The organism is Vitiosangium sp. GDMCC 1.1324 (assembly GCF_003044305.1).
Classification (GTDB): Bacteria; Myxococcota; Myxococcia; order Myxococcales; family Myxococcaceae; genus Archangium.
In genome coordinates this window covers 397,395-420,365 of record NZ_PZOX01000010.1, presented here as the reverse complement: position 1 = coordinate 420,365, position 22,971 = coordinate 397,395, and the positions used below count along the sequence as shown (strand labels likewise).

Sequence of the window (22,971 nt, the reverse complement as noted above, 5' to 3'; positions counted from 1 at the left end):
GGCCCAGGACGCCGAAGACTGGGTCCTGGGCCTCTCTGCGCAGCAGGCGCTGCGCAAGGCGGGAGTCCTCTCCCTCCACTTCTGGCTCCATTCCTTAATGTAAAGGAACTTTTGCCTACCTACTTAGCCCGCGCCTGCCGCCGGTTCCACGGTTGACCTGCGACGCGCGATTGAAGCGCGTCGAGTCGCTGGCGGGGCCGCGGCTACCAGCGCATCGGGTCCTTCCAGAGCTCCGAGTCCGGACGCGAAGATGCTGGGAGTCGGACCAGGGAAGGGACTCGCGGGTACTCGGACATCGTCCGCAACCCCCACTGCTCGGCCAGCCGCACCAGGGCCAGTCCCGTGCACTTCGGTGGCAGCATCCTCCTCGTGCACTGCGCCTTTCTCCTGGAGCCGTCTCCACCGAGCGCTGTCCTCATGGAGCATCCGGGCCAGGGAGTCATTGAACCGGTCCGAGTCTCCCTGCTGGAGCGCCTCGACGAGATTCCAGCGGGCGTCATCTGTCTCCAGGGTCAGCGCCGTGTGGCGCGCGCGCATGCTCTCATCCCCTGCCGTTTTCGTGACGACCAGCTCCATGAGGCGCACGACGTAGAGGAAGTCCTCCTCGTACTCCCGCCTCGGGTTGAAGGGCGCGGGTCCGGTCAGGGCGATTTGCCGGGCGGTCTCGAGATCCATGCTCGCGAGCGCATCGAAGAAGGGGGCGGCCTTGCTGGTGTGCCTCTGCGCGGGGACCGCGCGCTGGAGAAAGTGCAGGTACGCTTGGCCGCTCATGGCCAGGAAACGTTGGAGGCGCTCCGGAGTGCCGTCGAGCAGCACCTCGCAGAGGCCCCGCAGGCGGAAGCACCTGCACACTCCGAGGATGTCCTTCTCCGTCGCGGTGCCGTCGAGCAGCGTGGGAAGAGCCTGGTGGGCTTCGATCAAGGCGTTCTTGGCGAACACCGGAAGGAACTTCGAGGTCACGGGTTCCTCTGGGAGTGGTCAGGCCTGGCCCGACTGAGGAAGCTCGGTGACCAGGATGTTGGTGGGCTCCGACTCCTCCAATGCATCCATCAGTCGTTCGCTGATGACATAGGTCTGTGGCTCCCCCTCGATTCGGAACAAGTCGAGCGCACGAGCCAGTTTCTTCGGGTCGAGCACGCGCTCATTGACCCTGACGATGTCCTTGCCCAGGTACTGGATATCGCTCGCGCCGAAGTCCAGGCAGTCGAAGGTGCCGATGGGGTTGACGATCCAGTAGTCACGCGAGTGCACCCGGCCCTTGTGGTTGTAGAGGGTGAAGGGCAGGTACTCGATCTCCGTGCCTGAGCACAGGCGGGCGAAGATGTCCTTGGTCTTCGTGTCGACGATGAGGAACCGCTTGACGTTGCCGATCAACGAACCGGTGTCGAGGCCGGGATACTCCTCGCTCATGTGGAGCTTGGCATCCGCCGGGAAGAATGGAGCGGCCTTCTTTCCCACCGCCAGGTAATAGCTCTCGAGCCCCATGCCCTCGGGCTCGCTGTCGAGCAGGCAGAGCGTGTCGTCGCTCGTGTCGCCCAGGGTGTCAATCAGGAAGTAATTCATCGGAAGTCCAGAGCCCTAGCTGGTCTTGCGCTTGCCAAGCACGCGCGGCGTGGAGGGCGGCTTCTGGCGGGGACCGAGCACGGTATTGAGGGTGCCATCGTAGCCCGGGGGGCGAGCACTTGAGGTGATCTGCCCATAGATGTTCTTTGACAGCGCCTCCAGCTTCGCCTTGGTGAGCGAGTAATTGGGCATCACATGGTCCTGGCCGGCCTGAGCGACCTCTTCCAGCGTCTTGGCATAGTCATTCATGATCTCGCCCAGCGCGTCCTTGATCTGCAAGGAGTAGGTGCGGTGCGCGCGCTCTGTCACTTGGTCCAGGTGGCGAGGTAGGCCCAGCTCGTCTGCGATGGCTTTGTCCATGGGGACGATGATCATGTTGATCTTATGATTGAGGTTATAGCCGACCTTGAGCAGCCCCCCACGGACGAAGGCATTGGCGTCGGGCACCCTCGACTCGAATTTCGCTGTGAGCTGGTTGATAGCGTTGCGCAACTCCGAGTTGGTCACGATATGGTGCGCGTTGTGGTAATAGGGCACCACGCAGCTGTGCCGGAAGTTGCCCAGCCGCTCCACGTCCCACTCGAACTGCTTGGGCGCGTCGAGGAACTCCTTGTAGAAGGCTGGATAGACGGGCCACACCGTCTTGTTGCCAGCCTTGTCGGAGGTCTCGTAGTTCTGCTTCGCGTCGGTGCGGATCTGCTGGCCCGCGTTGGTGAAGCGCTTGTACTTCGGCCAGTTGTACAGCGCCTTGTCGTCGGTGGCCCGGAGCCAGGCCTGCCAGCGGTGCGAGCAGGAATGGGGCTTCCAGATAGAGACGTGTCGGTTGAGACACTTGCCAGCGGGGCTGTCCGCATTCCCTTCATGGAATACCGACGCGACGTCCTGGAGGTGTTGCTCTTCCGATGGAGCCGCCATGACCTATTCCTTTCCTTCAACCAGGATGGCCCCCACATCGCCCCACTCCGAACTGGAGAGGGCGAGTACCTGGCGCCCCCTCGAATAACGACGCACCAGCGAACGGACCGCCACGCATAGTCCGACGGCGCCGCTGGCCGCGCCCACGTCTCCCACCGACACGCTGGGGAGCACCCATCTGGAGGACTCCTCGAGGTGCTGCGCGAGCCGGACCCGGGCATGGCCCCACTCCCGCGCCCGCCATTCCTCACCATTCAGGTCCAGCACGATGTCTCCACCGAAGGGCGCGCCGGGCGCACCCGCGTCGAGGCATGCCGCCGCGACCGCCGCCAGTGCTTCACCTGTGTTCGGCTTGTCCTGAAAGAGGTGCCGGGATTCCTGGCCTGTGGCAATGGCTCGGATCGACGCCTGTACGCGCGCCCCGCGCCGCAGCGCGGAAGTGCGGGACTCCACCAGTAACGCCGCCCCCGCCTCGCCAGGCATCAGCCCCACGGGGCGCTCACCTGTCTTCAGGCGGCGGCGTTGTTCCAGCCACTCGAGGGTGAAGGGATCCAGGTAGGAGTCGACGGCCAGAACCACGACGCGATCCAGTCCGCTGTCGATCTATTTCCAGGCGAGGTCGAGCGCTGCCGCGCACCCTGCGTGTCCCCGGTGGAGCACCGCCATGTGGCGCGACTCGAAGGGCCAGCGCAGGCCGGCTCGTAGCCGCTCCAGGAAGAGTGCTCCCATGGCCTGACCATCCCCCCTGGGTGGGGGGACCTCCTGGAAGCGTTGGGCATCCCAGGTGGGAAGTGCCGCCGCCAGGCCCGTCCGCCGCCAGAAGGTGACGTCTTCCGGGCCGGGGAGGTGGCCATGTGTCCGCAGATCCTCCAGGCAGCCCAACGCCACCCGCACCCAGAAGCCCATCAAGATGAAGCCGTTGGCGAAGCCCTCCAGGGGATGTCCCAGCAGTGGCACGGTGTCCTGGGCGTCCTCATCGAGGACCCGGAAGTAGGGCAAGGGCCGGGGGCGGGTGATTCCCGCCCGGATGGAAGCACAGGCAGTAGTCGCATCGTGTCCCACGGACGAGAGCATTCCGAGGCTGGTCACAGGGAGGTTCATGGGCCTGGCTGCCAGAGGGTCACGCAACTGCACCACGAGCATCTCCCGAAGGAGCGGGGAAGGGGATTCTACCGCCCCGCATCCGCTGCAGCCATCCAGCCCTGACCCGCGGTGGGCGAGTGCCCCGAGCGCCGCCCTCCCGTGGATGCATTGACGCACCCGTGCGTGCGGCTGTGGGTCTCGCCAGCCACGCGGTGAGTCCGTGTGGCCACGCGTGGGGGCCGCTCGTGGGTGCTCGCCAAAGTCCGTTCCTCTGGGCGTGCCCGCTCGCCTGCCCGGCATCCGTTCTGCATTGTCCTCCGCGCGGGGGAGGGCACCCATGAGCAACGAAACACAGAACGAGCAGAAGCAGAGCGAGCAGAAGCAGAACGAGAAGAAGCGGGGCGAGGTCCTGAAGAAGATGGTGGCGCTGGCCGGTGGGGCCGTGCGGGGGACGGTCAGCCGGGTCCGCTGGCTCATCTATACCCAGCGGGGCCGCCGCGTGGTGGCCGGGCTGGCGGTGACGGGCGTGGTGGCCGGGGTGGTGATGGCCCAGCCCGTCTGCATGATCGAACCGGGCGAGGTGGGCGTCCGCGTGAACCGGCTCACCGGCAACGTCTCCGAACTCCACGAGGGCTGGTCCTTGTTGGTGCCCCAAGTGCACCGGTTGAGCCGCTACAGTCTGAAGGATCAGACCTTCCAGCCCTCCCGGAGCGCCCGCGCCTCGGACCCGGCGCCCTTCCAGTCGGTGGAGGGGCTGTCCCTCGGCGTCGAGGTCAACATCCGTTACACGCTCGACCCGGCGCGCATCCTCACCCTGGCCGCCCGGCTCCCGGAGAACGTGGGCCGTGACATCGTCGAGCCAGCCATCGACGGGGTGCTGCGCCGCCACTTCGCCCAGCACTCGGTGCGGGAGATCTTCTCCACCCACCGCGTGCAGATTCAGAAGGACCTCACCGCGGAGCTCACGCCCCTGCTGGCCGCAGATGGCGTCATCCTCCGCTCGGTCACCCTGGGCAACGTGGACCTGCCCCACCAGTACCGTACCGGCATGGAGGCGCTGCTCGCCGAGGAGCTGAACTCGGAGAAGATGCGCTACACGCTCGAGCTCAAGGACAAGCAGGTCAAACAGTCCGAGCTCGAGGCCGAGGCCGACAAGGTCCGGCGCGAGAAGGCCGCCGAGGCCGCCGGCAACGAGGAGATCATCGCCGCCAGGGCCAAGGCCGAGGCCATGCGCCACATCCTCCCCTTCAAGGAGAAGGAGATCGAGCAGCGCCGGTTGGAGGCGGAGGCCGCGAAGGTCTCCCGCCTGACCCAGGCCACCGCCGAGGCCGAGGCGCATCGCATCGAGGCCTCCGGCGAGGCGGATGCGCGGCGCAAGCTCGCCGAGTCCGATGCCTACCGCGTGGAGGTCACCGGCAAGGCCGCCTCCGAGCAGCTCGCCCGCGACGCCGAGCTCATCAGCCGCAACCCCTTGCTCATCCAGAAGACGCTCGCGGACAAGCTGTCGGACAAGATCCAGGTCATCATCGCGCCGCCGCAGGCGGGCGGGTTCATCGCCGGCAACCTGCTGGGACAGTCGCAGACGGCCGGGTATGCGAACGCCCCGAAGCCGCCGCGCCCTCCCTCCTCGGAGCTGGCCAGCACCGACGAACAGTCCTCTGGGGAGGAGTAACACCATGCTCGCCACGCTCGTCGCCATTGCTCTCGTGGTGCAGGACCAGGCCCCCCTGCGCGCCGCGCCCCAGGACTCCGCTCCCCGTCAGGCCAACCTCGTGCAGGGCGAGTGGCTCGAGGTCCGAGGGGAGCGGCAGGGTTTCATCCAGGTGTATGACCATCGCCGCGAGCGGCCCGGCTACGTGCGTGAGCATCAGGTGCGTGTCTACCGCCTGGACGAGACGAGCGTGCCCCGGCTCCAGGCGGTGGTGGAGTTCCTGAGGGACACACCGGGCTCGGAGGCGCTGGGCATCGGCTACGCGGCGGCGCTGTTGCGCGCGGCGCCCGCCTCGCAGGTGGGGCCGGAGCTCTTCGATGCGCTGGGCACCCTGGCGGATCGGCTGGCCCGGCGCGCCACTTCCAACAAGACCAACGACACGGCCCTGGCGGCACACCTCGACGTGGCGGCCAGCTATGGCGTGAAGCTCGTCAGCTTCGAGCGCGAGGGCCGCACCCGCGTCTGCTACGACGGCGAGGCCTTCCGCCGAGTCCTGGCGCTCGGCGGCAGCCCCGAGATGCGGCTCCGGGCGGCGCTGGCGCTGACGCGGCCGGAGTGCATCGACCCGGCGACGGGCCCGGTGGAGCTGCAGTCCCTCAACGAGTGGCGGAGCTCGGTGCTGGAGCAGGTGGACGCGGCGAAGCTGCCGGCGTACCTGGCCAACCGGCTCCACCTGCGCCGGGCCGAGGTGCTCGCGGCGCTGGCCTGGCAGCTCACCCGTCGCGGAGAGGCCCAGCGGGGGGCGAAGGCCAGCGAGCGCTCGGTGGAGGAGCTGGCGCTCGTGCTGAAGGCGGAGCTGGCCGAGGAGGACAAGCCGGCCTACACCGCCGCGGCGGTGCGGGTGGGGGCGTCGCGCCACGCCTCGGAGCCCACCCCAGAGCGGCCGGGTTCCGGGCCGGTGCTCGAGTTGACCCGGGGGCAGCCGGGAGAGACCTGCCTGCGTCTGGTGGACGCGAAGGAGCCGAAGACGGCCCTGTCCGAGCGCTGCACCTATGGCCTGGTGTGGCCCGGCTCCGTGCGGCGGTCGGCGCAGGGCACGTCGGTGGCGGTGGCGGTGCAGATGCTCGAGAGCTGGACCGAGCTGTGGGTGTTCCATCAGGAGGCGGGGGCGTGGGTGCTGGACACGGTGGCGCCCGCGGCGACCGAGCCCGTCCTCGGCTACGTGGAACTCGCGGGCTTCTCCCCGGACGGCTCGCGCGTGCTGGTGGCCCGCGAGGCCCTGGTGGAGGGGCGGGTGAAGTCCTCCTTCCAGCTCCTCAAGCGCGAGACGCTGGTGCCAGAGAAGAGCGCCGAGAGCCCGGAGGCAATCGGCTCCTTCCAGCGGTGGAGCTCCGCCGACTGGCGCGGCCGCACCGTGGCCGTGCGCTGAGGGCCGCACTCGCTGTGTGGCAGGTTGGCTCCCTGTCCTGGGGCCAACCGGGCCCCGGTGCTTGACGCGATGCGGCTCCTGGCCGCCCCCACCGCATGGTTGCGCTCCTGATGATAGTTTTGCGCGCGCACCGGGCCTTCCCCCCAGGGTCATCCATGCGCCGTCCGTTCACCAGACAGGATCGTGGCTTCTCTCTCGTCGAGCTGATGATCGTCGTGGCCATCATCGCCGTCCTCGCCGCGGTCGCCGTTCCGAACTTCCTCAAGTTCCAGGCGCGCTCCAAGCAGGCGGAGGCCAAGTCCAACCTGCGGGCCTGGTTCACCGCCCAGCGCTCCTACCTGCAGGAGAAGGGCTCCTATGCGGAGGCCATCGGCGCCGTCGGCTTCGCGCCGGAGCGCGGCAACCGCTACGCCTACTACTTCTCCACCACCCAGACGTGTCAGGCGCGCAAGAGCGACGGCTCCGTCACCACCCCGGAGGGGGCCAACTGCATCACGGTGGACGAGGGCAAGCACAAGGTCGTCACGGCCACGCCGGCGCCCCTCGTGGTCAGCCTCAGCTGGAGCGCGGGGGGCGGCGGGAATCCGGCGACCCCGGGCGTCTCGGGGCCCTGTCCCGGCTGCAACATCGACGCGCTCGCGGTGGGGGAGATCGACAACGAGAAGGGCGGTCTGGACACCTGGCACATCGCCACCAAGGACGCGAAGCTGAGCACCCCTCCTTGTGGCAATGACGAGATCTTCATCGTCACGGGCGTACCGTTCAATACCTTCAACGACGTAGACTGCGACAAGTGACGCGGTCGTGAACGGGGCCATCCGCTCCCGGCGGCCAGGGGGAGGGTATGACGCAGCAGCCGCCACCTTTCGGGGAACGTCCCTCCGCACGTGACCTGGAACTGCATGCCGTGGGAGCGCCTCCCGTGCCGAGGACGCTCCTGCCGCCCGGCAGTGAGGCCCTGGCCATGCTGGTGCGCCGGGGTTTCCAGCCCACCGTGGCCCCCTTGGACCTGCCTTTCCCGCCCGACGTCGAGGGCGAGGCTGCCGAGCGGCTGGCGGAGCACCTCGGGCACTACGCCTTCCGGCTCTTCCTCCGGGGCGCCATCCTGCGGCGGGGCAGCTTCTCGCCCACCGAGGCCACGCGCTACCTCGGGGCCTCGCAGGCCGCGAAGATCGCCGAGGAACTGGTGGGGCTCGGGCTCGCGGAGCGGGAGGAGGGCGGGCGCTACCGCCTGCGCTACCCGGCCCACAACTTCGGCCCCACGCTGGAGTGGTACGTCGCACGCGAGCTGCGTGGGCGGCTCGGCTTCGACGTGGCCGTGGGGGTGAAGTTCCACGCGCCCGAGGTGGGGGGCGACCTGGACGTGGTGGCCGCGGCGGAGGGTCGGCTCCTCTATCTGGAGATGAAGTCCTCGCCGCCCAAGCACCTGGCCGCCGACGAGGTGGGCGCCTTCTTCCGGCGCGTGCGCGCGTTGCGCCCGCACCTGGCCATCTTCGTCATGGACACCGCGCTGCGCCTGTCCGACAAGGTATTGCCGCTGCTCCAGGCCGAGCTGAGCACCCAGCCGCCTCCACCGCCCCAGCGCGTGCTGCGCGAGGTGTGGGCGCTCACCCCGCACCTCTATGTCGTCAACGCGCGGCAGGACCTGATGGCAAACATCGCCGTCGCCATCGCCGAGGGACTGCGCGCTCTCTCCCCGCCCCCACCGTGAGAGGCGCTCGCGCCGCCGCACCGGGGCACGTCCGGTGCGGCGGGAGTCGCGAGCGGAGCGTCGGAGCGGCTAGTGCTCCGTCGCGGCCTCCTGCTGGTGCTGGGTGACCACGCGCTCCGCCTGCTTGCCCACCAGCTCCGCGTAGTGGTCATGCCGCGTCACGAAGCTGCCCAGGCCGGAGGAGGCCGAGCGCAGCTCCACGATGAAGCCCTGCATCTCCGCCTGGGGCACGTAGGCGGTGAGCACCTCCCAGCCCGGTATCTCCGGATGCGCGTCGAAGCCGAGAATCTGTCCCCGGCGGCTGGTGACGAGCCGCTGGGCACGCGGGGTGGCCTCGTGCGGCACGTGGATGTCCACCTGGAGGATGGGCTCGAGCAGCACCGGCTCCAGCTCGGGGAGGAGCTCCACCATGGCCAGGCGCCCGGTGGTGCGGAAGGCCTGATCCGAGCTGTCCACCGAGTGGTAGGTGCCTCCGGTGAGAGTGACGTCCACGTCCACCACGGGGAAGCCGAGGGGTCCGCGCCGCAGGCCGTCCTTCACGCCTTCCTCCACCGCGGGGATGTACTGCTTGGGGATGGCCCCGCCCACGACGGCCGAGGTGAAGCGGAAGCCCTGGCCGCGAGGCAGGGGCTTCACGTCCACCACCACGTCGCCAAACTGTCCATGTCCGCCGGACTGCCGTTTGAAGCGCGCGTGGTGCGAGCCCGTGCGGCGGATCGTCTCCCGGTAGGGAATGGGCAGCGAGCGGGCCACCACCGGGACGCGCATGCGCGTGCGCAGGTGCTCGAGGGCTTCGCGCAGGTGCATCTCCCCCTGTCCACCCAGCAGCAACATCTGCGAGTCCGCCTCCTGGTCCACCGACAGGGAGGGGTCCTCCTCCACCAGCCGGGCCAGGGCGCTCGTCAGCTTCACGTCATCCGTACGCTTCTCCGCGACGATGGCGAGCTGGTGCACCGGAGGCGCTGCTGCGGGCCACTGCTTGGGGGCACGCGAGCCCTGCGGGTCGGCCAGGTCGCCCGTGCGCATCGCGTCCACCCGGGAGACGGAGACCACTTCGCCCGCGTGCGCCGTGTCGATGGGAACCTGCTTCGTTCCATGCACCCGCTGCACACCGCCCACCCGGGCTTCCGCCAGCGTGGCTCCGTCCAACAGGTCTCCGCGCCAGATGCGCACCATCGACATCTTGCCCACGTGCGGCAGGTGCTGCGTCTTGAAGGACTGCACCATCACCGGGCCGTCACCGGGAATGCCCACGCGCTCGCGCGTCTCGTCCACCGTGGGGACCTCGTGCCGCAGGCCCTTGAGCAGCCTCTCCAGGCCGAGGCCCCGCTCCGCCGAGCCGAGGAAGACGGGCACCAGCCGATCCTCCCGCAGCGCGCGCTCCAGCTGCCCATAGAGGGCCTCTGGAGGGGGGATGACGTCCTCGAGGAGCTGCTCGAGCAGCTTGTCATCCAGGTCCGCCAGCCGCTCGATGAGCTCGCGCCGTGCCGTCTCCTCCCGCGGCTTATCCGCGTCCGGCAGGGAGATGAGCGCGGGCTTGCCTTCCTTGCCCTGGCCCCAGGCGCGCTCGCTCACCAGGTCCACCACGCCCACCAGGTGCCCGCCCTCGCGCAGCGGTATCTCCCGCAGCACCAGCGGCCGCGAGGAGACGGCCTGGAGCGACTCGAGCACCTCCCGTACCGGGGCGCTCCCCTCCTCGAGCACGTTGAGGAAGAGCAGGTGGGGAATGCGGTGCGCATCCAGGAAGGTGAAGAGCGGTGCCAGGGCCGCGGCGCGCTCGGGTGAGGCGTCGCACACCACCAGGGCCGCGTCGGACACCATGAGGGCGTGGCGCGCCTCCTGGGTGAACTCCGATGCTCCAGGGCTATCGATGAATGTCCAGTCCTCTCCCAGGAACTTCGCGTGGGCCACGGACGGCTCGAGCGTCATGCTCCGTCCGGTGGCCGAGCCACTCGTTCCCGATGTTCGGATTTCCTCCGCCCCCATGGACCGCAACAGGGACTCGAGCAGGGTCGTCTTGCCGACTCCCTGGGGTCCCACGAGGGTGACGACTCTCGGCGACGCGGGATGCTTCATCACCTCGTCCTCCTGCAGGCAGGCCTTCGCTCTGGTGAAGGTGGGTCTCCCGGCCATGCTCGGGAAGCACCGCTTCCAGCAGGGACGAGGGCCTCTCCCCATGCTCGCCTGGGACGTTGGCCGCGTGACACCGCCCCTGTCCTCGAGGGTGTGGCGGGCGAGCGTGTTTCCGGAGCCGCCTCAGCGCGTGAGGCGCGTGTCCACGCCGGCGCCGTCCTCCGTGCTCATGGGAATCCACCAATGCTCTCCCCCGGAGAGTCCCTCGCGAGGGCTGTAGAGCACGGCCACCACGCGGCCGAGCAGATTCTCGCGCGGGAGCAGTCCCCAGACGCGGCTGTCCGCCGAGTTGCCACGGTGGTCCCCCATCACCACGTAGTGCCGCGGCGGAACCTCCTGCTCGTCCATGCCGGGGCCCTGGTACGGCTCGGGGTGGAGCGGGTGGAGCGCTCCCGGCAGCAGCTCCAGGCGCGAGCCATCCTGGGTGAGCACCTGCGCCACGGGCTGCCCGTTGATGCGCAGCACCCCGTCCTCGAAGGCGATGTGGTCCCCCGGCAGGCCCACGAGCCGCTTCACCATCACCTTGCCGTCAATGGGCGAGTCGAAGACGACGACGTCCCCCCGCCGTGGCTCGGACTCGGTGAGCCAGACGTGGGTGAGGGGCACGCGCAGCCCGTAGGCCCGTTTGTCCACTGCCAGATGGTCCATCACCCGGAGCGTGGGCTCCATGGAGCCGGAGGGCACGTGGTAGTGGTCCGCGAAGCTGGCTCGGCCCACGAAGAGCACGCCCAACGCGGTGAGCTCGATGAGGTACTTCTTCCACCCGGGACGGTTCTGTTTCATGGCGCTGTGGGGGCTCATAGGAATCTCCTCGACGGGCCTTCCCTCTACGGCCAGGGGGGCCCGGCTATTGCAATCACCGTGGGGCTGCACGGGCCGAGGGCCTGTGGCATACAGGACTGGTCATGTCCGACTCACTCCACCTGCAGCTCGAGCGGCTCCGGTCTCTTGGCCGCTCTCCCGAGGCCCTCGCCACCGCGGAGGCCCTGGCGGCGGACCTGGCCCGGCAGGGCCAGCCGCTGCGCGCCATCACGGTCTGCAGGACGCTCCTCCAGCTCGAGCCGGCCCATGTGCGCACGCCGCAGTTGCTGGCGGACCTCTACGCGAAACCCGGCACCTCGGGGGGCGCCCCTCCTCCGGGCGCCCGAGCCGTGCCGCTCTTCTCGCAGCTCACCCGCGAGCCCTTCATGGCCCTGGTGGGGGTGGTGGAGCCGCGTTTCTTCAAGCCCGGAGAGAGCCTCATCGTGGAGGGCGAGCCGGGCCGCTCCTCCTTCGTCCTCGTCGAGGGGCGCGTGGACGTGGTGCGCCAGATGGACGGGGGCGAGAAGCGCACCTTGTCCTCCCTGGGGGAGGGTGAATTCTTCGGGGAGATTGCCCTGGTGTCCGAGAGTCCCCGGCTGGCCAGCGTGGTGGCCACCGAGCCCGTCGTGGCGCTCGAGCTCCACCGGACGCGGGTGGAGCGGGTCGCCCTGAAGCACTCCACGCTCAGCGAGACGGTGCAGTCCTTCTACCGGGAGCGTCTGCTGGCCAACGTCCTGCGCAGCCATCCCATCTTCGCGACGCTGGCGCCCGAGCAGCGGCAGGCGCTGGCCCACATCTTCGAGCTGAGGACGGTGGAGGCCGGGCGCGTCATCATCGAGCAGGGCCAGAAGGGTGACGGCCTGTACCTGATGCTTCAGGGGCAGTGCACGCCGCTGTTCCGCCGCCCGGATGGGCGGGAGACGGCGTTCGCCCCGCTGCGCGAGGGGGATGTCTTCGGGGAAATCTCCCTGCTGCTCGGCCAGCCGGCGAGCGCCACGGTGCGGGCGGAGACGGCCTGCCACCTGCTCCGGCTGGGACGCGAGGCCTTCGAGCAGTACCTCGCCAAACAGCCGGGAGTGCGCGCGGCGCTCATGCGGGTGGGCACGGAGCGGCTGCTGCAACTCTCCAAGGTGCTGGCGTCCGGCCGGAGCGTGCACCAGGGGGATCAGCGCGTCTGAGGCAGGGTCTCCAGCCACTGCTTGACGAGCGCGGGTACGCCTTCGCGGACGGTGGGGTAGAGGAACTGGAAGCCCGTGGAGTGCAGACGTGCGTTGGACAGCCGAGCCTCCGCCGTCAACGAGTCCGTCACCACGGGCCCCATGGCGAGGTGGCACAGCCAGCGGGGCAGGATGACCTTGCGGTAGGCCACGCCCAGGGTCGTCGCGGCCACCTGGATGAGCCCCGAGAAGGACACCGGCTCGTCATCCACCACGAAGTAGCGCTGGCCCACCTGGCCGTGCTCCAGCAGGTGCAGGAGGGCGCGGGCGCAGTCGTCCACGTGGATGGGGGACATGCAGAGCGTCAGGGTCTCCTTCAGACCGAAGAGGCGCCGGCCGGCCTTCAGCGGCTCCAACGCGTACTCCACGAACCAGGAGCCCAGCCCGTACACCGAGCCGGGGTAGGCCTCCACCAGCGGGAGCCCGCGCGCCAGGTGCTTGGGGAGGGACTCGATGGCGGGCGCGATGTACGGGCCCCAGCCCGAGGGCTTCGGCGGAGCATCCTCCGTCACCAACTGGGCGCCCTGGTCGCCGTAGTAGCTGGTCCCCGCGACATAGAGGACGCGCTTCACGGTGCCCGGCTTGAGCGAGTCCAGGAGCAGCGAGTCCATGCGCAGCCGCTGCTCCCGGTAGGCCTCGGCGCGCTTGTGCGTCACGCGGCCTCCGAAGGTGAGCGGCTGCGCGAGGTGCACCACGAACTCGCTCGCCGCCGCCTCCTCCTGCCAGGGTCCCGGGGTGAGCAGGTCTCCCATCACCGGGGTGACACCCGCCTGCCTCCACCGCTCGGCGGCCTGGGCACTCCGGGTGAGCACCCGCACCTCATAGCCCGCCTCCCGCGCCAGAGGCACGAACCGCGCGCCGATGAACCCCGTGCCACCCGTGACGAACAGATGCTTCACCTTGGTTGCCTCCGCTCCCTGTGCACCGCGGAGGTGGACGCTTAGCGCACTGGAAGACAGGGCGGAAGGTCACCCGGTGTCACTTCAATGGGCGACGGTGCAGACGCCCCCTCCATTGAGGTGCGCCTGGTCCACGATGCTCTGGGTGACGAACTCCTGGAGCGTCCGCACCGTGTAGGCGCCCGGCTCATAGACGACCGGCCGGCCCTGGTTGTCCTTCAGCTCGCGGCCGTCCAGCCCACGCAGGTCCAGGAGGTCCTGCGAGGCGAGCCCCTCGGGAGTGATGACCTTGTCCGCGTCCGCCGTGGCGGCGAGGGCGTCGAAACGCAGCTGCACCCCCCGGTGGGTGCCGAGCCTGTCATAGAACATGTGCTCTGCGTGGATGGTGACCTCGGCCTCCGCCACGGAGTTCTCCGGCACGACGATGCCCAGCGTCCCGTCCACGCCGTTGACGCAGTCCACCATGCGTACATCCACGGGAAATCCCATCCGGAAGGAGTAGACGCCCACGTCCGGCTTCACGGCGATTCCCTCCACCCAGTAGCTGTAGCCGCGCGCACGCATCCTCGCGAGGTCCTCGGCGGAGACGTTGCCGTCCGGCAGCGTCGTGTCCTCCCTTGGGGGGCTCACCCGGAAGCCCACGCTCCAGCGCCCGGCGGCCAGGCCCCTCAGGGCGGTGAGGGCCACGTCTCCCTTCTGTACGTCCACCAGCACGTGCCCGGGCGCGGTGCGCTTCTCTCCGGACGCCGACGTGAGGGTGAAGTCCCCCAGGGAGACCAGGTACTTCGTGAACTGCACGGACCAGCCATCCTGGAAGAGGTGGCTCGCATAGCCGCGCTGGGTTCCATCCCCGCCGCTCATCGTGACGCGCACCTCTCCCTCGGCCACGGGCTCGCAGGCCGCTCCCACGAGCACCATCGTCACGAGCGTCAAGCACCAGGTCATCCGCCATCGGGTATTCATGTAGCTGTGAAGTAGATGCAACGTTATTGCAAGTCAAGCAGGTGGCGGTGTATCTCCCGCGTCACCCATGTGGATCTCCCCTCTGGTGCTCTGTCTCTTGAGCGCCGCGGCCGAAGTGCCCGTGTCCCCGCCCGTGCCTCTGGAAGCCGCTCCTCCGGTGATGCCGGCGGATGCGCCCGTGTTGCCCGCTCCGGCGACGGTGCTGCTGCGCCTCACCATCGATGAATCGGGCGAGGTGTCTCGTGTGGAGGTGCGTGAGTCCGCGGGGGCCGTGTTCGACGGAGCCGCCATGGCCGCCGCGCTCCGCTGGCGCTTCCAGCCCGCCCGGCGCGGAGAGGTGCCTCTCGAGGTCCAGACCGATGTGCCCGTGACCTTCACGCCTCCCGCGCCGGTGGCGGAGGCGGCTCCAGCTGCTTCCCCGGGAGAGAGGGAAGGAAAGGCGGGGGAGGGCCCTTCGTTCTCGACCACCGTGCGAGGCCGGGCCCAGGCTCCGCCTCCCTCCGCGGTGGGGGACTTCCAGATCTCCGTGGGGCAGCTCGCGGATGTGCCTCGCAACTCCGCCTCGGACCTGATGCTGCTCGCTCCGGGCGTCATGCTCGCCAACCACGGCGGCGAGGGCCATGCCGACACCATCTTCATCCGTGGCTTCGACGCAGGCGAGGGCAAGGACGTGGAGTTCCGTCTCAACGGCGTCCCCCTCAACGAGGTGTCGAATGCCCATGGCCACGGCTACGCGGACACGTACTTCATCATCCCGGAGCTGGTGGACTCGCTGCGCATCACCGAGGGACCCTATGACCCGGCCCAGGGCGACTTCGGCGTGGCGGGCACGGTGGAGTACCAGCTCGGCCTGAAGCGCCGGGGACTCACCGCGTCCGCCAGCGCCGGCAGCTTCGGCTCGCGCCGGTTGTCGCTGGTGTGGGGGCCGCCCGAGTCGAGTGAGGCCACCTTCGTGGGGCTGCTGCTGCGCCAGGGACAGGGCTTCGGCCCCAACCGCGCCTACGCCAACGCAGGCGCCATGGCCCAGGTGGAGCTGCGCGTGGGCGAGGAGACGCGGCTGCGCCTCTTTGGAACCAGCTACGCGGCGCGCTTCTCCTCGGCGGGCGTCGTCCGGGAGACGGACGTGGTGGACGGGCGCATGCCCTGCTCCGCCGACGCGGACTCCCAGTTCTTCTGCCTCTACGACGCGAACCAGGGCGGGGCGGGACAGAGGCACATCGTCTCCGCCGAGCTGCAATCGCGGCTGCGCCGGGGCGGGCGCTTCGTGCAGCAGGGGTTCCTCGTGGTGCGGCAGATGCGCATCCGCGACAACTTCACCGGCTTCCTCAATGACGTGCCACCCATCGGTGAGTCGCAGCGCGGCGACAACACCGAGCAGTACTACCGGGGTACCACCGTGGGGCTGCGAGGGCGCTACTCCCCGGGCCTCACGCTCCTGGGCCAGACGCAGCCGCTGGAGCTGGGATACGTGGCCCGCTTCGACGACGTCATCACCCGGGCCCGCCGCCTGAGAGACCACGGCGGTGCGCCCTACAGCACCCTCTTCGACAACCAGGTGCGCACCACCAACCTGGGGGCCTATGGCTCCCTGCGGCTCGCCCCGCTCTCCTGGCTCACCTTGAGAGGCGGCCTGCGCCTGGACACCTTCCTCTTCGGCGTCGAGGACCAGAACCGGCCCGCCTCGGACCGGCAGGGCACTCGAATCCCCGAGGAGTCCATCGAGGCCTATGGCTTCTTCGCCAGTCCCCGCCTCACCGCCGAGGTGCGGCTCTCCCCCCAGCTCATCTGGCTCACCAGTGCGGGCCTGGGAGCGCGCTCCAGTGACGCGGCGGCGCTGTCTGATGCGGAGTTCGCTCCCTACGCCCGCGTGACGGCGGCGGAGACGGGCCTGGGCTGGAATCTCGGAGGGGAAGGGCGGGCCTACGAGCTGGAGGCCCGGGGTGCCCTCTTCGCCACCCGCGTCTCACAGGACCTCGTGTTCGACGAGACGGCCGGCCGCAACCAGCCGGTGGGCCCCTCGCAGCGGCTGGGCGCCTTTGGCACCGCGCGGTTCACCCTGGAGCACCGGCTGGACGTGCAGGCCAGCGTCGCCTGGGCTCGTGCCACGCTGCCCGTCCCGGGTGCCTCGCCCTGGAAGGTGTGGGACGGCACCGTCATGCCCTACATCCCCCAGCTTCTCGGCCGCCTGGACGCCTCCGTGCGCGGTGACATCTCCCTGGCCGGGCTTCCCCTGGGGTGGAACCTGGCGCTGGGACACAGCGCCATCGGACCGAAGCCGCTGCCGCTCGACCGCTACAGCGAGCCCATCTTCCTCTTCGACGTCGCGGCCCGGGCCCGGTGGAAGTGGATGGATCTCGGCCTGTCGGTGGAGAACCTGCTCGACGCGCGCTGGCATGAGGCGGAGTTCAACTACGTGTCCAACTTCCGCGGCCCGGATGCGCCCGCCTCGCTGATGGCCACGCGCCACTTCGCCGCGGGCGCCCCACGCACCTTCCGCGGGACGCTCACCGTCTACCTGGACCTCCAGGAGGAGCTGCCATGACGACTCCACTGCGTACCACCCGCCGTGCCTTCACCGCGCTGCTCGGCACCGCGTTGCTCGGAGGCGGTGCTGCCTGCGGGCTGTCCGGCACCGGAGGCCGCGGCATCATCTTCCGCATGGGCCTGCGCACCGCGCTCGCTCCCGGTGAGACAGAGCCGGGCCACTTCACCACCGATACCGGCTGGCGCGTGGCGCTCTCGTCCGCGCTCATGGTGCTCGGCCCCATCTACCTCTTCGAGAACCCCTCGCCCCTCCAGAAGAGCACCACGGGACGATGGTTGCACCGCATGGGCGAGGTGCTCGCCCCTACCGCACACGCCCACGACACCTCCTTCTTCTCCGGTGGGCGGGTGCTGGGCGAGTGGGACCGTGAGGTGGTGTTCGATTTGCTGGCGGCGGGCCGCGAGACGCGGGTGCTCGGCCGCTCGCCGGGAATCGCCGGTGTGGCCCGCTCCTTCTCGCTGCTGCTCCAGCCACCATCGCGGGCGCTGGGCGCGGAGGCGGAGCCGCTGGAGGGCCGCTCGGTGCTGCTGGAGGGGACGGCCTCGCGAGACGGACGCACCCTGGCCTTCCGGGCCGCCCTGGACTTCCCACCCCCGGTGGAGTTGCAGCGGGTGGAGTTCGTCCCCATGGAGGTGGAGTTGGACGACGACGACCTCTTCGTCGTGGAGCTCCAGCCACACCGCTGGTTCGAGGGCACTCTCTTCGAGCGCCTGGAGGTGCCGGCCAGCGGCGCGGCGGTGGCGGTGCCCCCGGAGAGCCAGGTGCACCGCGCGCTGTTCATCAACGTGCGGCGGCAGACTGCGTTCTGCGCCGCGTGGGAGCCGAGCCTCGGAGGCTGAGGAGACAGGCCCGCTACATTCCGTGCCTCTCGAGGACGAACTCGAACGTCGCGAAGTCGGCCGGTCCGTAGTGGAACATGTAGCTCATGTCTCCCGCCCTGGCGGTGAATCGCGCCTGATGGGTGATGTTGGCGCACGCAGGAGCCGTGGTGTGGAGCTCCACTGGGACCTCCGAGCCCTCGGTCTCGTTGCGGACGCTCAGCGGTACCTGCCGATCCAGGTACAGCGTGACGTTCTCATCGGTGTCGGGTGCCGAGATGAGCTCCGAGTACCCCTGATGGGAGCCGTCGCTGTTCGGGAGGGTCAGCCTGTAGCGCGTGTGACCCGTGTCCGTCGAGGGCGGAAAGGCGAAGGGGGTGGGAGCGGCGTTGAGCTCCTCGGCCGTGTTGATGAGTGTATGGGTACAGGCGTGCTCGAGCTCTCCGTTCCGTGTCCCGGTGGTGAAGTCCAGTGTGCCGTCACCCAGCGAGGGCACTCCGTCGAGCAGGTGGCCTGCCGCGTCCCGGAGCAGGGAGAGGTCCATCGCGTATGCGGAGTCATCCTCCAGCGGAGGCCCGCCTTCCTCCGGGGCCGAGACGGTCACGGTGAGCGTCCGTTGGTTGGAGGACCACTGGCCGGTCAGGACGCGCGGCTCGACGAGGGGGTCGGTGCGATTGCGCAGCGTGACCTGCGCGATGGACGCATCCATGGGACCACTGAACGTCACGGTGAGCACCTTGCGCAGGTACACACCCGGGCGGCTCGCCGCGCCGTCGTAATACATCTCCACGGAGTAAATGCCTTGCGTGCCTTCCGCTGGCTGGGAACTGGAGACGGACGTGCGGGGGCCGTTGCTGCCCGTGGTGAAGTGAAAGGTAAAGGGAGCCGTGAGCGCGTTGCCCGCCTCGTCCGTGAAATCCGCTTGCACGGACACGCTCACCTCGGAGTCAGGTGGCAGCGGCATGGCCGGCTGCACCGTGAGGACGCGCCGGGCGGTGTCCCAGGTCCCTGCGGGCAGCGAAACCTCCGTGTCTCCAGCCGTCACCCTCACGGTGCCCCTGCCGGCCTTCATGGGCTCGCTGAAGGCCACGGTGAGGGCCGTGGAGGTGGGCACTTCCGTGGTGCCCTGGGCCGGCGTGGTGGCCGTCACCGTGGGGGGCTGGGCGTCGCCAGCATCCGGGCCGGGGGGCGTGGAAGGTTCATGATGGCAGGCCACCAGTGCCAGGGTGCAGGCGGCGAGCAAGGCAGTGACAGGGGAAGGGCGCATCGTTCCGATTTCTTCGAGGGGTGAAGGCACAAATGGCGCCGGGGCGACCTCGGAAGGAGGCCGCCCCGACTCGCGGGTGGAGACCCGCTTCAGTGACTGGGGAGGATCAGTTCGTCAGCGAGCCGTTGCAGTTCTCATCCACGCTGTTGCCGAGAATCTCGGTGACGCCCGGGTTGATGCTGGCGTCGGCGTCGTTGCAGTCGAACCGCTGGGTGATGTATCCGGCCGGCGGCACGCAGGCGGTGAACACGGAGACGCTGCTGTTGCCGTACGCGTCACTGTCCGCGTCCTGGTAGAAACGGACGCGGTTGTCCTCGAGCCGCTCGGGCACCACGCCCACCAGGTTGCCGGACGCGGTCCCGAGAATCACCTCATAGTCGGTGGTGGTGCTGGTGAGGTCATACACGGCCACCTTCACCAGCGAGCAGCCGGTTGCGGACACGGCATGGCCCAGCACCGGGCTGACCGGAGTGCCGGAGGAGTCCTTCACCGTCAGGGTGATGTTCTGGGTCAGATAGAAGGCCCAGGAGCCGGCGGCGGACGGCCGGAACTTCACGGTGCCCGCGGCGCCGGAAGGCAGCGTCGCGCTGTAGTATTTGTGGTTGGTGCTGATGCTCGGCGTGCTGGCGGTGAGACCGCTCGTTGCCGTCACGGAGACCTGATCGGCGCTGTTGTTCGCGTGGGTGCAGGCGTGGGTGGTGATGCTGGAGCCGAGCTGCGTGCAGCCCGCTTCCAGCGATTGCCCCTGCTGCCCAGCGCCTTCCTCTGCCTCGAGGGCGGGCCCGCAGGCCGCCAGCGACAGGCCGAGGATCGCGCCACAGATGTTTCGCATCGTCATCTTCATGGTTTGTCCTTTTCAGTGAACCGGGAGCGGCGCGGCGCTTTGCGCCAGCACCACGTGCTCCGCGGCGCGATCAGTGATGCCGCATATGTAACATGGTTGCAATAGTGTCTTCGTCACTTCGAGCGCCGTGAGGGATTCACTCCAGGTGCTCGATGACGAGGCCCAGCTCGGGAAGAGAGGTGGGGCCGAAGGAGACAGTGTATTGGACCTTGTCGGTGAGCTCGTAGCCCACCATGTGCACGAGGCCGGTGCAGACCTCTGGGGGCACGGGGGCGGTGGCGACCGGCTCCACGAGGCGCGCTCCCTCCCTGAGCGAGACGGGGACGCTGGCGTCACTCAGGTAGACGACGAAGTCACCCGTGGCGTAGCCCTTGAAATTGAAGGTGCCCACGTACTGCCCGCCCTCCGGACGCAGCTTCACGGTGTAGTGGGTATGGAAGGCATCCACGCGTGGCTGCCGGTCCACGGACGCGCTCACCGTGGCGAAGGGACCGTTGGTGACATGCCAGCACGCGTGCTTGCCGTTGTCACCGAAGTCGAAGCCCTCGCGTGGGACGTAGTTTGGGTCCTGCTGGCACGACAGACCCTGCTCGGCCGCCAGGTAGCCGCGATCGCAGTGGCACCAGTCCCCCGTGGGCTCCCGGTGGATGTGACCGTGGGGCGCGCAGGGATCTCCCTGCTCCTGGGGCGGGTCACCGGAAGGTTCGGGTTCCGGCTCTGGAGGGGGGCCACAGGCGGCGAGCGCCGAGACGCTGGTGGCCAGGACGAAGACTCGGAGGAGAGGGCGCATGCGCGACTTTCCATCCACGGCGATGTGGACATGTGAACGAGAGACATGAAGGCGCGGACGGGGTCCGCGGGCGTGGGGCCTGCGGACCTCGCGTCAGACTGGAAGGCCCGAGGAGGAGGGATTACTCCTCGTGGTCGTGGTGGGCGGTCTCCTCGATGACGAGGGTGAACTGGGCGTTCGTCTGCCGGATGGCCTTGAACTCGAGCCGGTAGTCCTTGCCGGCCTCGAGGTCCGCGATGGTGGCGGCGCGCAGGCTGCCGCAGACGTCCTGGGGCACCTCGTAACGGCACTCACGCGTCACCTCGGTGTTGCCGTCGAAGATGCGCAGGCCGCGAGAGCGCGACGTCAGGAAGGCGTACTCGGTGGACTCTTCCGGGGTGAAGATGACCGAGCCGCCGTAACCGCCGCAGCTCGCGGCCGGCAGGGTCACGACGTAGGCGGTGTGCGGGACGCTCACGTCGACGAAGGGGATGGTTCCCAGCGCGGCGGCCGTCACGTTCTGGAAGGGACCGAGTTCCGCATGGGTGCACGAGTGCTCGGCTGCCTCCGCCAACTCCGTGGTGTTCTCGCAGGCGGCGAGCGACTGCTCCTGGGACTCCAGCGACGTCTCCTCCTCGGACTCGATGGTTCCGCAACCGGTGAGCAACAGCGCCATGCTGGTCGCGAGCAGGCGCTTCTTGAACACATTCTTCAAGGTGTGACTCCTTTGTGATGGGGACTGCTTGTTTTGACGCTTCGTGAGTGGCGGAGGGCAGGGGACCGTCAGGTGTGCCGCCGTTGTCCGGCGCCGGTGCTTCCAGGTCTTCCGTCGAACCTGGCAACACTGTGCCATCACGAGTCACATGCAATCAAGTTGCATATGTTGATGCGGCGGACTTTTTCTGGCCCGGGGTCCTCCGGTCTGGAGTCCCGGCGCGGGCTGGGGTCGTGAGGTGCTCGACAGGGGACGGGCTGACGCAAGAAGGCCCGTTACGCCAGGGGGTGGCGTACGGGCCCTCGTGCCTGCGCGTTCATCGGGACCGGGCGGCTACTGGCCTTCCACGCGCCACGTGTCCCGGAGCATTTGGGGAATCCGGAAGGGAGGCCGTTCGGCGCCGCGGTTCATCCACACCATCCCCTCCACCAGCTTGCGGCCGAATATCTCCGCGAGCTTCGCCACCGCCCGGGAGCGGTCTCCCAACTCGTCCGAGGCCCTCCCCAGAAGCGCCATCGGGCCAATCAGATACCGCGTCCAGTCCGCGGGCGGCACCTTCAGCATCTCGGCGATCTCCTCTCCCAGGATGTGGCGCATGAGCGAGGCCGCCATTCCATCGAAGAGATCACCCGGCGTGACGTGCTCGGCCATCTGGATGAGGGCGCGCGTGAGCTCCTGACCCTCGAGACTCGCGCGGAAGTGGCGCCGCTGGACGGCCTCGGCGAGCGCCGCGCAGTCCGCCATGTCCTCCGGGATGACGGCCGGGTCCAGCCCCATCACGTGTCCCACCACCTTCCAGCAGTGGAGGTAGGCGTTCTGCTCCTGCTCGGACATCGTGCAGCCCAGCTTTTCGAGTCCCAGGACGACCGCGTACGAGAAGTCGACCAGCGTCCCGGCCAGGTCCTCCTGGTTGATGGGATGGCCCCACTCGGGGTTCCACTCTCCGCTCTCGAGGATGAGGTGGCGCACGGCTGCATGCATCAGCCGCACCTTCTGCGCGCTGCGCAGGCCGTTGCCCCCCGGCTCGAGGCCCCCGGGGGCCAGCACGTCCACCAGCATCTGCGCCGTCTCCATGATGCGGCGGAAGGGATCCGTCGCCAGCCGGGCGGTGAGGTGGATGACCTGAACCCCCTTGGCCGCCGCGTAGCTCGCTGGCAGGGCGCCACAGAAGAGGGCGACGACCGCCTGGGGCCCGTACCGGCCGAACAGTGCTTCGCCCTGGCGCATGACCTCGGGGTCCGCCCATGACGGCAGGCCTCCGGTCTGTGCGAGGTACTCACGCAGCAGTCCGGGGAGCTTCTCGGGAACGAGCTGGTCGTTCCGGATGAGCTGCTTCATCAGCGCGTTGGCAGTCTCCACCTGCCCCTGGCGGAACAGGTTCTTCACGGTCTCGTCCGCGAGCGGGTCTCCCCGCTGGCGACACCCGTCGAGGAACTCATCGGTCCATCGGTTGGCACCCATGGGCGTGGCATTCTAGCCGGGTGCTCTGAAGCGCAAGGTCCCGCCACCGGGGACCCGGCGCGGACCCCGCCTCTCCCTGGATTTCCGGGAGTGTCCCTGATGAATCCTTGAAGAAGGGCACCCGGGCGGGCATGCGGACGGCCCATCGGCATCTTCTCGGATGGAGTGCACTGCCGCTCCAGCCAGC

21 protein-coding genes are annotated in these 22,971 nt (G+C 69.0%); 7 read left to right on the top strand and 14 right to left on the bottom strand.

Translation table 11 applies throughout. The features are described 5' to 3' along the window. Positions 1-123: 123 nt before the first annotated feature. The 5 genes from DAT35_RS29070 to DAT35_RS29050 are packed head-to-tail and all read right to left on the bottom strand — an operon-like array spanning position 124 to position 3,579. Positions 124-960, bottom strand: a complete 837-nt coding sequence (locus DAT35_RS29070) for an immunity 49 family protein (protein WP_108070967.1) — start codon at positions 958-960, stop codon at positions 124-126. 18 nt (positions 961-978) lie between these two features. Further along, the gene (locus DAT35_RS29065; RefSeq protein WP_108070965.1) at positions 979-1,563 is read right to left on the bottom strand and encodes an imm11 family protein; all 585 of its coding nucleotides are present in this window, start codon (positions 1,561-1,563) and stop codon (positions 979-981) included. A gap of 15 nt (positions 1,564-1,578) precedes the next feature. Next, entirely contained in the window at positions 1,579-2,478 is a 900-nt protein-coding gene (locus DAT35_RS29060) for an AHH domain-containing protein (protein ID WP_108070963.1), read from the bottom strand. 3 nt (positions 2,479-2,481) lie between these two features. After that, on the bottom strand, positions 2,482-3,057 hold the full coding sequence (locus DAT35_RS29055; RefSeq protein WP_108070961.1) for a hypothetical protein: 576 nt from the start codon (positions 3,055-3,057) through the stop codon (positions 2,482-2,484). Between the two features lie 24 nt (positions 3,058-3,081). Continuing rightward, positions 3,082-3,579, bottom strand: coding sequence for a hypothetical protein (locus DAT35_RS29050; protein ID WP_146209921.1), 498 nt, complete (start codon positions 3,577-3,579; stop codon positions 3,082-3,084). Positions 3,580-3,898: 319 nt separating this feature from the next. Between DAT35_RS29050 and DAT35_RS29045 the strand changes: the two genes are divergently transcribed. The 4 genes from DAT35_RS29045 (at position 3,899) to DAT35_RS29030 (ending at position 8,352) form a co-directional block, all read left to right on the top strand. Next, the gene (locus DAT35_RS29045) at positions 3,899-5,233 is read left to right on the top strand and encodes an SPFH domain-containing protein (RefSeq protein WP_108070957.1); all 1,335 of its coding nucleotides are present in this window, start codon (positions 3,899-3,901) and stop codon (positions 5,231-5,233) included. Positions 5,234-5,237: 4 nt separating this feature from the next. Beyond that, positions 5,238-6,641: a hypothetical protein gene (locus DAT35_RS29040; protein WP_108070955.1), complete on the top strand. Its 1,404-nt coding sequence runs from the start codon at positions 5,238-5,240 to the stop codon at positions 6,639-6,641. Between the two features lie 155 nt (positions 6,642-6,796). After that, a complete protein-coding gene (locus DAT35_RS29035; RefSeq protein ID WP_108070953.1) occupies positions 6,797-7,438 on the top strand; it encodes a prepilin-type N-terminal cleavage/methylation domain-containing protein in 642 nt (213 codons plus the stop codon). 125 nt (positions 7,439-7,563) lie between these two features. Next, positions 7,564-8,352 (top strand): hypothetical protein, encoded by a 789-nt coding sequence (locus tag DAT35_RS29030; protein ID WP_146209920.1) that lies wholly within the window; start codon positions 7,564-7,566, stop codon positions 8,350-8,352. 69 nt (positions 8,353-8,421) lie between these two features. Here DAT35_RS29030 and DAT35_RS29025 read toward each other — a convergent pair whose 3' ends face one another. Together DAT35_RS29025 and lepB are read right to left on the bottom strand one after the other, a co-directional pair. Then, positions 8,422-10,428: an elongation factor G gene (locus DAT35_RS29025; RefSeq protein ID WP_108071033.1), complete on the bottom strand. Its 2,007-nt coding sequence runs from the start codon at positions 10,426-10,428 to the stop codon at positions 8,422-8,424. Between the two features lie 180 nt (positions 10,429-10,608). Continuing rightward, on the bottom strand, positions 10,609-11,286 hold the full coding sequence (lepB, locus tag DAT35_RS29020; RefSeq protein WP_108070949.1) for a signal peptidase I: 678 nt from the start codon (positions 11,284-11,286) through the stop codon (positions 10,609-10,611). Positions 11,287-11,390: 104 nt separating this feature from the next. Between lepB and DAT35_RS29015 the strand changes: the two genes are divergently transcribed. Beyond that, on the top strand, positions 11,391-12,464 hold the full coding sequence (locus tag DAT35_RS29015; RefSeq protein WP_108070947.1) for a cyclic nucleotide-binding domain-containing protein: 1,074 nt from the start codon (positions 11,391-11,393) through the stop codon (positions 12,462-12,464). Here the strand turns inward: DAT35_RS29015 and DAT35_RS29010 are convergent. Beyond that, complete coding sequence (locus DAT35_RS29010) at positions 12,452-13,402, bottom strand: NAD(P)-dependent oxidoreductase (protein WP_108070945.1); 951 nt, start codon at positions 13,400-13,402, stop codon at positions 12,452-12,454. The genes DAT35_RS29015 and DAT35_RS29010 overlap by 13 nt on opposite strands. An 84-nt stretch (positions 13,403-13,486) precedes the next feature. Continuing rightward, a complete protein-coding gene (locus DAT35_RS29005; RefSeq protein ID WP_108070942.1) occupies positions 13,487-14,347 on the bottom strand; it encodes a hypothetical protein in 861 nt (286 codons plus the stop codon). Between the two features lie 85 nt (positions 14,348-14,432). Between DAT35_RS29005 and DAT35_RS29000 the strand changes: the two genes are divergently transcribed. Both DAT35_RS29000 and DAT35_RS28995 read left to right on the top strand, forming a co-directional pair. Then, a complete protein-coding gene (locus tag DAT35_RS29000) occupies positions 14,433-16,907 on the top strand; it encodes a TonB family protein (protein ID WP_108070940.1) in 2,475 nt (824 codons plus the stop codon). Further along, the gene (locus tag DAT35_RS28995) at positions 16,904-17,749 is read left to right on the top strand and encodes a hypothetical protein (protein WP_108070938.1); all 846 of its coding nucleotides are present in this window, start codon (positions 16,904-16,906) and stop codon (positions 17,747-17,749) included. The genes DAT35_RS29000 and DAT35_RS28995 overlap by 4 nt, the downstream gene beginning before the upstream one ends. Positions 17,750-17,762: 13 nt before the next feature. On the opposite strand, the gene DAT35_RS28990 is transcribed toward DAT35_RS28995, so the two are convergent. The 5 genes from DAT35_RS28990 to DAT35_RS28970 all read right to left on the bottom strand — a co-directional run bounded on the left by DAT35_RS28990 (position 17,763) and on the right by DAT35_RS28970 (position 22,784). Beyond that, on the bottom strand, positions 17,763-18,995 hold the full coding sequence (locus DAT35_RS28990; protein ID WP_108070936.1) for an Ig-like domain-containing protein: 1,233 nt from the start codon (positions 18,993-18,995) through the stop codon (positions 17,763-17,765). A gap of 106 nt (positions 18,996-19,101) precedes the next feature. Continuing rightward, a complete protein-coding gene (locus DAT35_RS28985) occupies positions 19,102-19,839 on the bottom strand; it encodes a putative metal-binding motif-containing protein (RefSeq protein ID WP_108070934.1) in 738 nt (245 codons plus the stop codon). Positions 19,840-19,975: 136 nt separating this feature from the next. Then, complete coding sequence (locus DAT35_RS28980) at positions 19,976-20,629, bottom strand: hypothetical protein (RefSeq protein WP_108070932.1); 654 nt, start codon at positions 20,627-20,629, stop codon at positions 19,976-19,978. A gap of 121 nt (positions 20,630-20,750) precedes the next feature. Next, positions 20,751-21,314 (bottom strand): hypothetical protein, encoded by a 564-nt coding sequence (locus DAT35_RS28975; protein WP_233261772.1) that lies wholly within the window; start codon positions 21,312-21,314, stop codon positions 20,751-20,753. 342 nt (positions 21,315-21,656) lie between these two features. Next, positions 21,657-22,784: an oxygenase MpaB family protein gene (locus DAT35_RS28970; protein ID WP_108070930.1), complete on the bottom strand. Its 1,128-nt coding sequence runs from the start codon at positions 22,782-22,784 to the stop codon at positions 21,657-21,659. Positions 22,785-22,971: the final 187 nt, after the last annotated feature.